General features: G+C 43.1%; 7 protein-coding genes. 3 read left to right on the top strand and 4 right to left on the bottom strand.

The genetic code is table 11. From position 1 onward, the window contains the following. Window positions 1–565: 565 nt before the first annotated feature. The gene (locus HDC33_RS15585) at window positions 566–1,429 is read right to left on the bottom strand and encodes a nucleotidyltransferase-like protein (protein WP_179393489.1); all 864 of its coding nucleotides are present in this window, start codon (window positions 1,427–1,429) and stop codon (window positions 566–568) included. A gap of 127 nt (window positions 1,430–1,556) precedes the next feature. Between HDC33_RS15585 and HDC33_RS15580 the strand changes: the two genes are divergently transcribed. Next, the gene (locus tag HDC33_RS15580; protein WP_179393488.1) at window positions 1,557–1,925 is read left to right on the top strand and encodes a YgzB family protein; all 369 of its coding nucleotides are present in this window, start codon (window positions 1,557–1,559) and stop codon (window positions 1,923–1,925) included. Window positions 1,926–1,970: 45 nt separating this feature from the next. Here the strand turns inward: HDC33_RS15580 and perR are convergent, their stop codons facing one another. The 3 genes from perR to bcp all read right to left on the bottom strand — a co-directional run bounded on the left by perR (window position 1,971) and on the right by bcp (window position 3,978). Next, a complete protein-coding gene (perR, locus tag HDC33_RS15575) occupies window positions 1,971–2,414 on the bottom strand; it encodes a peroxide-responsive transcriptional repressor PerR (RefSeq protein ID WP_179393487.1) in 444 nt (147 codons plus the stop codon). Between the two features lie 129 nt (window positions 2,415–2,543). Further along, window positions 2,544–3,488, bottom strand: coding sequence for a D-2-hydroxyacid dehydrogenase (locus tag HDC33_RS15570; protein ID WP_179393486.1), 945 nt, complete (start codon window positions 3,486–3,488; stop codon window positions 2,544–2,546). 13 nt (window positions 3,489–3,501) lie between these two features. Further along, window positions 3,502–3,978, bottom strand: coding sequence for a thioredoxin-dependent thiol peroxidase (bcp, locus tag HDC33_RS15565; RefSeq protein ID WP_179393485.1), 477 nt, complete (start codon window positions 3,976–3,978; stop codon window positions 3,502–3,504). 126 nt (window positions 3,979–4,104) lie between these two features. On the opposite strand from bcp, the gene HDC33_RS15560 reads away from it, so the two are divergent. Both HDC33_RS15560 and HDC33_RS15555 read left to right on the top strand, forming a co-directional pair. Beyond that, entirely contained in the window at window positions 4,105–5,397 is a 1,293-nt protein-coding gene (locus HDC33_RS15560) for a glutamate-1-semialdehyde 2,1-aminomutase (protein WP_179393484.1), read from the top strand. 70 nt (window positions 5,398–5,467) lie between these two features. Beyond that, window positions 5,468–6,550, top strand: a complete 1,083-nt coding sequence (locus tag HDC33_RS15555) for an FUSC family protein (protein WP_179393483.1) — start codon at window positions 5,468–5,470, stop codon at window positions 6,548–6,550. Window positions 6,551–6,791: the final 241 nt, after the last annotated feature.

Here is a 6,791-nt window from a genome sequence, read left to right as displayed (position 1 = left end):
TTCCATAAAGAAAATGAATAGCTCATTTCTTGCTGACTGGAGAGGAATAGAATTCCTCCCCTGAATCCGAAGATTCGATTGTGTTTCTTTTCGTCTGACATAGGTCAACTTACTAAGAAACGTTTTGCTCAAGTGTGTTAGCACTCTCGCTGTATTTCATTGACGTTTTGCTGTTCAGTTTTCAAGGTTCATTAGTTAAAGTGTTGATTAACATTCGTTGTAATTTCGTCCGCCCTCTAAAAGCGACTTCTCTAATTTAACACCGTATGGTTCTGGAGTCAAGCTTTATTTAAAACTTCTTTTTTTAAGTTGTTTTAAGTTTGCCTCTCAAGCGACCTTAATTACAATAACACGTTCGACATTCTTTTGTCAACAAGATTAATATAAAAAGCGAAATAAAAAACCTCTGACAATCCGCTTCGGCGCTAAGGGGATGCCTTCCGCCATAAGCCTGACCGCTTCGCTATCAGTTTTACGACTCCGGCTGTCCTCTATAACGCGCCTACGCTGATTATATGCCCAGCTTATATAGGACCATTTTAATTCGTTCTATATAAGCTGCCTATCACACTACTTTGTAATCCCTGTGAAAGATCAATTCATTTTTCGAGTCGCTTTGGACTACAGAAACGAAACCTTTCTCAATAAGAAACTCAATGAACACTTCAAGGTCTATTGAATACATCCGAACTTCTTCATGCTCGTGAAGTTCCTGAATCGTCCACAATTCTCGGGTTGCCATAACATCCCTAATATGTCGCGCACCATCAGCCGTCCGGTTATGGATGAAAAATTCACTCGCAAGAAATAATAGTTCCAATCTCTTTTCCAAAGGCTCTTCACTCATAATCAGTTCTTCATATAGTTTGTAAATTGCAGGGTCAATTTTTTTCACCTGAGACCACACCGTCACTTCCGGAAACAATCCGTTTTCAATAACCGCAAGTCTCGCGAGGTGATGAAGTGATTTAACTACGTGATGGTAAGCATCCATGTAGTTCCCTTCTTCAAAAAATGATTTACCTTCCATATATCCTCTTACAAGTTTTGAAAACTCCAGGCCCATTTTTATATCCCGACCACAAAAAGGATACTCCTGCAACTCCGTTCTCAATTTTTCAACGAACTCATTTCGATCGAAGTAGACCTTTCCGTAGTACAACCAATCTACGACTTTACGTTTCGAGCCAAGAACCAACCATTTCCGCAATTGTTTTTCACTAATTATATGCATCGCAGCTTTTTCTTTTCCGTCTGTATAATGCTTCGTAAAGATAGGGATTTCATCGTCGGCGGTAATGATGAGTAGGATCGCATCGAATGTATCTGTTATCGGATCCTCTTTCCCTCTCTTTTCTACAAGAATGACACCAAGAGTCTCCGGAAAACTTGCCCGCTCCTGATAAATTGGTCTTAGTACCTGTTCCACTAATACACCTCCCTGCCATTTCCTTTCGACGAACAGTAAAGTAAATCCTTTATTTAAATCGGTTAAATAACGTAGAAATCGGAATTTATGATATAGTAATTGAGGATATATCAAGGAGGTACGTTGGATGAAACCCTATAAAAATAAGATAAATAGGATACGGTCATTCGCTCTTGCTTTAATATTTGCAGGCGTCGTCATTATGTACATCGGGATTTTCTTCAGAAAAAACGAGATTGTCATGCTCATATTCATGTTCCTTGGCGTCCTCGCCATTCTTAGCAGTACGATCGTTTATGCATGGATAGGATCGTTGTCCACGCGAGCCGTCCAAATCCTCTGTCCGAATTGCGGCAAACACACAAAAATGCTTGGCCGTGTGGATATGTGCGGACATTGCCGTGAGCCTCTTACACTTGACCCTTCATTAGAAGGCAAGGAGTTTGACGAAACATATAACCGTCCGAAAAACAAAGCTAAAGACACTTCCAAATAAAAAGCGTCCGATACCTTCTACATCAAAAGGGGTATCGGACGTTTTTTAATTTGTAGTGGCTACGCGTGAAGCACATATCGGACATGTACCATACACTTCAAGACGATGGGAATTCACTTTGAATCCGGTAACATGAGAAGCAAGATGTTCGACTTCCTCAAGTCCGGGATGGTGGAAATCAACAATCGTTCCGCAATCGTCACAGATAATATGATAGTGATCGTGGGTCACAAAATCAAAACGGCTCGATGCATCTCCATACGTCAGTTCCTTGATGAGTCCCGCATTCAAGAATACACGAAGATTGTTATATACCGTCGCGACGCTCATATTGGGAAAATCGCTTTCAAGTGCTTTATATATATCATCGGCCGTGGGATGTGACTCCGAAGAGATAAGGTACTCTAAAATCGCATGCCGTTGTGGAGTGATTCTGACCCCACTATCTTTCAATGTGTCCAGCGCGTCTTTCAATCTCACTTCAGACATCGCTATGCACCTCTATTCATAAAGATTCTCACTTTATAATCATTATCATCAGTGTACTTAAAATAGGGTTCATATGTCAACTAAAGTGCTATATAGTCGCCTTCTTTATATCCATGGAGTTGATACTTCTTAGTACCCCTGATTCAAGTCAATTAAATTCGCTAGACTGCGATCCCCTTGTTGCCACTTTTCCAGATTCTCTTCAAATATGCCGAGGGCTCTTTCTATATACTTCCCTGAAAGACTGGATACATGCGGTGAAACCGTGCAATTCGGAAGTGCCCATAATTCATTATCGGCGGGCAAGGGTTCCGTTTCGAACACGTCAAGTACTGCATGCCCGATTTCTTCTTTTTTCAATGCCGCTATCAAAACCGCCTCTTCATAAAGGTCTCCGCGTCCGAAATTCATAAAAACGGCATTTTCCTTCATCGCCATGAAATGATTTTCGGTGATCAGTCCTCTTGTCTCCTCCGTGCTCGGTAAAACGGAAATGACGAAATCAGCTTCTCCCAGTCTGCCGATCAAAGCCTCAAACTTAATCGTCTCATTCATCGATTCACTTTCCTTGCCAGATCGATTACAACCGATTGTCGTGACACCGAATGTTTGGAGAAGACGGCCAATTTCAGAGCCGATCGCGCCAGGCCCCAAAATCATGGCGGTCGACCCTTTCAACTCAGTCGAACCAACTCTTCTAACCCACTCTTTCTCCTGCTGTCGTTCGTAAATAAGTGGTAACGATCGCCGCAATGCCAATACATGCGCAAGAACCGATTCAGCCATCGGTGTTTTGTGAATGCCGCGTACATTAGACACCGTAATATTCCGTTCAGCTATTTCAGCAAGCGGCATTTTTTCAACACCTGCTGATGCTACCATGATCCATTCCAGCGACTTCGCCTGCTCCAACAGGGCAGCATCTATATCACTGCCATATGTCACGATAATGGTCGCCTCCTGAATTTCTGTATCCCGTGGTCTTTTATTGAAATGAAACGTCACTTCCGGAAACTTTTCGATAAGCCCCTCTTCTTGATGTTTCTTTATATCGAATGTGAATAGAACTACCATTACCCATTCCCCCTCAAGACTGTGTTAGTTGCTCCAGTGTAGCAAGTGCTTCCTCTATATGACCTTTCACTTTCACTTTTCGCCATTCCTTCACGACCGTCCCCGTCGGATCAATCAGGAATGTTGAACGCTCGATGCCCATATACTCCTTACCGAACATCTTCTTTAATTTCCAGACATCATATTTTTCAGCAACCGTGTGATCTTCATCAACTAGCAGGGAGAACGGCAGTCCATGTTTTCCGATAAATTTCCCGTGCGAAGCTTCGCTATCCGGACTCACCCCAAGTACAACAGCGTTTAGCTTGCTGAAATCTTCATACGCATCTCGAAAATCACATGCCTGTGTTGTACAACCAGGAGTCGAATCTTTCGGATAAAAATAAAGGACTACGTATTTTTCCCCGGCGTATTGTTTTAATGAAGTCATTTCGCCGTTCTCATTTGGCAGTGTAAATTCCGGTGCGTGCATCCCCTCAAGTGTCGTCATCTTCCATTCCTCCAATATATTCTTTTCTTAATCGTACAGAACACGGCCGCCAGTTTCAATTTCTTTGGCTATTTGAACCTTTTTGTTTAGAATAGAGGGAGTAATCAATTGAACGGGGGAATAAAAATGAACAGAGCCAACTCTGAAGAAATCTATAGTGAAGCTTGCGAGCATATCGTAGGTGGTGTAAATAGCCCATCCCGCGGATACCACGCAGTCGGCGGCGGCGCGCCAACAGTAATGGAGCGGGCGGAAGGTGCTTACTTCTGGGATGTCGACGGCAATAAATATATTGACTACCTCGCTGCATACGGACCGATCATTACGGGGCACGCCCATCCACATATCACAGAAGCAATCGTCAAAGCTGCTCAAACAGGTTTACTTTACGGAACTCCTACACGGCATGAAGTGAAGTTTGCAAAAATGTTGAAAGAAGCGATACCTGGAATGGATAAGGTCCGATTTGTGAATTCCGGCACTGAAGCGGTAATGACGACAATCCGCGTTTCCCGCGCATACACCGGGCGGACAAAAATCATGAAATTCGCTGGTTGTTACCATGGCCATTCTGATCTTGTGCTTGTTGCTGCAGGTTCCGGTCCAGCAACGCTAGGTACGCCCGATTCAGCAGGCGTACCGGAGTCGATCGCCAAAGAAGTCATCACAATACCATTCAACGATCCGGAAGCTTATAAGGATGCAATGGATAAATGGGGAGACCAAATAGCGTGCATTCTTGTCGAGCCGATCGTTGGTAACTTCGGTATAGTCGAGCCGAAAGAAGGGTTCCTGCCACTTGTTCATGATCTTGCCGCCGAAAAAGGGGCACTGATTGTTTATGATGAAGTGATCACTGCATTCCGTTTCCATTATGGCGGTGCACAGAATCTGCTCGGTTTAACACCTGACCTAACCGCATTCGGTAAAATCATCGGTGGCGGTTTACCAATCGGTGGTTACGGCGGGAAAAAGGAGATAATGGAACAAGTCGCTCCACTCGGACCTGCCTATCAAGCTGGGACGATGGCCGGAAATCCAGCTTCCATGTTAGCGGGAATCGCCCTTCTTGAAGTTCTGCAAACGCCCGGTATCTATGAAGAAATTGATCGTCTAGGTGCTATTCTTGAAGAGGGCATTTTGAAATCCGCAAAAGAGCATGGGATCACGCTGACAACAAACCGCCTTGGAGGAGCCCTTACGCTGTTCTTTACAGACAAAAAAGTAGAAAACTACGACCAGGCCGAAGCAACGGACGGCGAAGTGTTCGCGAAGTTCTTTAAACTGATGTTGAAAAACGGCATCAATCTCGCTCCTTCAAAGTATGAAGCATGGTTCTTAACCACTGCGCATACTGAAAAAGATATTGAAGATACACTAGCTGCAGTCGATAAGTCATTCAAAGAACTGCAACTCTAATGAACGGTTGACCGCTCCGTTTAGTTAAGGTACAGTAGCGGAAAATAGTTTTAACGAAAGGATAACCCCTATGATACTTGGTGCCCGCATTTTTAAAACGGGCATTGCGATTGTGTTCGCATTGTTCCTGGCAGAAGTTTTGCAATTGCCGCATCCCTTATTTGCAGGCATCGCAGCCATCTTCGCGATACAACCTTCTATCTATAGATCTTATCTAACGATTATCGAACAGATACAAGGTAATGTGATTGGTGCAGTCGTTGCTGTTTTATTCGTTCTCCTATTCGGTAATCAACTGGTCTTCATAGGACTTGCCGCAGTCATTATCATATTGATCATGATTAAATTTGGTCTTGAAAAATCGATTTCAATGGCTCTCGTTGTGATGATTGCCATCATGGAAATTAAAGGCGATGAGTTCCTGTCATTCGCACTACTCAGATTCGTGACAATGATTATCGGTATACTGGCTGCTTTCGTCGTGAACTTGTTGTTCATGCCGCCGAAATATGAAACGAAATTATTTGAATCCATCCATCAGGCACAAGACGAAATCATTCGTTGGACCCGACTGGCCGGAAGACAGGCATCCGAACATATTGCTACAAAGAAATCATTGAATAAATTAAAGGAACGTCTTACACAGGTCGATCAGCTCTATACGTTATTTAAAGAAGAACGAAGCTACTTCAAGAAAAACACACGAAACAAAGCGAGAAAGCTTGTTGTTTACAGACAGATGGTTGCCACTTCAAGAAGCAGTTACGATGTGTTAAGGAAGCTTCATCAGTTTGAAAATGAACTGACTGATCTGCCGGAACATTTCCGGATGATGGTGCAGGAACGTCTCGACGCACTGCTCACCTATCATGAACAGCTTCATCTGAAGTTCGTTGGTAAACTGAAATCCGATGCAGTAAGTACCAGTCCGAATGAAGAATACATCCAGCGTTATGAAGTGATGGAGATATTTGCAAAGGAGATCGCCCTCACGAAGGAAGAAGAGGAATTTTCCGCCTATCACCTCCTGCATATCTTGTCGTCCATCTTTAATTACGAGGAACAACTTGAACATTTTGACAAGCTGATCGTATTGTTCCAGCAATATCATAACAACAAAGTGAACTCGAAACTGACAGATGAAATTTATTAAAAATGGCGGTGGGTACCGATTCTCCCTACGTCTATTGGAGACATTGAAAAGTTCACTATTATAGAACAGGAATAAGGATTGCCTATTTTACACGCTTCGGCGCTTGGGGATCCCTTTCGCTGGTTTTCCCCTGGTATATTGCTTGTACGAGGAAATTCCACTAATAGAGAATTGATATAAGGATTGTGGATTCGGGATGTATATGCTGAGATTTTAAATTGATTAAAATTCGATAACACTT

It is taken from the genome of Sporosarcina sp. JAI121 (assembly GCF_013408665.1).
Lineage (GTDB): Bacteria > Bacillota > Bacilli > Bacillales_A > Planococcaceae > Sporosarcina.
The sequence above is the reverse complement of the archived record's forward strand: the minus strand, read 5'-3'. Positions and strand labels throughout refer to the sequence as shown.

Coding starts and splice junctions, on each gene's coding strand:
- HDC33_RS15570 (WP_179393486.1), bottom strand. CDS start 3,488: ATGGTAGTTCTATTCACATTCGATATAAAGAAACATCAAGAAGAGGGG.
- HDC33_RS15580 (WP_179393488.1), top strand. CDS start 1,557: ATGAAACCCTATAAAAATAAGATAAATAGGATACGGTCATTCGCTCTT.
- bcp (WP_179393485.1), bottom strand. CDS start 3,978: ATGACGACACTTGAGGGGATGCACGCACCGGAATTTACACTGCCAAAT.
- HDC33_RS15560 (WP_179393484.1), top strand. CDS start 4,105: ATGAACAGAGCCAACTCTGAAGAAATCTATAGTGAAGCTTGCGAGCAT.
- perR (WP_179393487.1), bottom strand. CDS start 2,414: ATGTCTGAAGTGAGATTGAAAGACGCGCTGGACACATTGAAAGATAGT.
- HDC33_RS15555 (WP_179393483.1), top strand. CDS start 5,468: ATGATACTTGGTGCCCGCATTTTTAAAACGGGCATTGCGATTGTGTTC.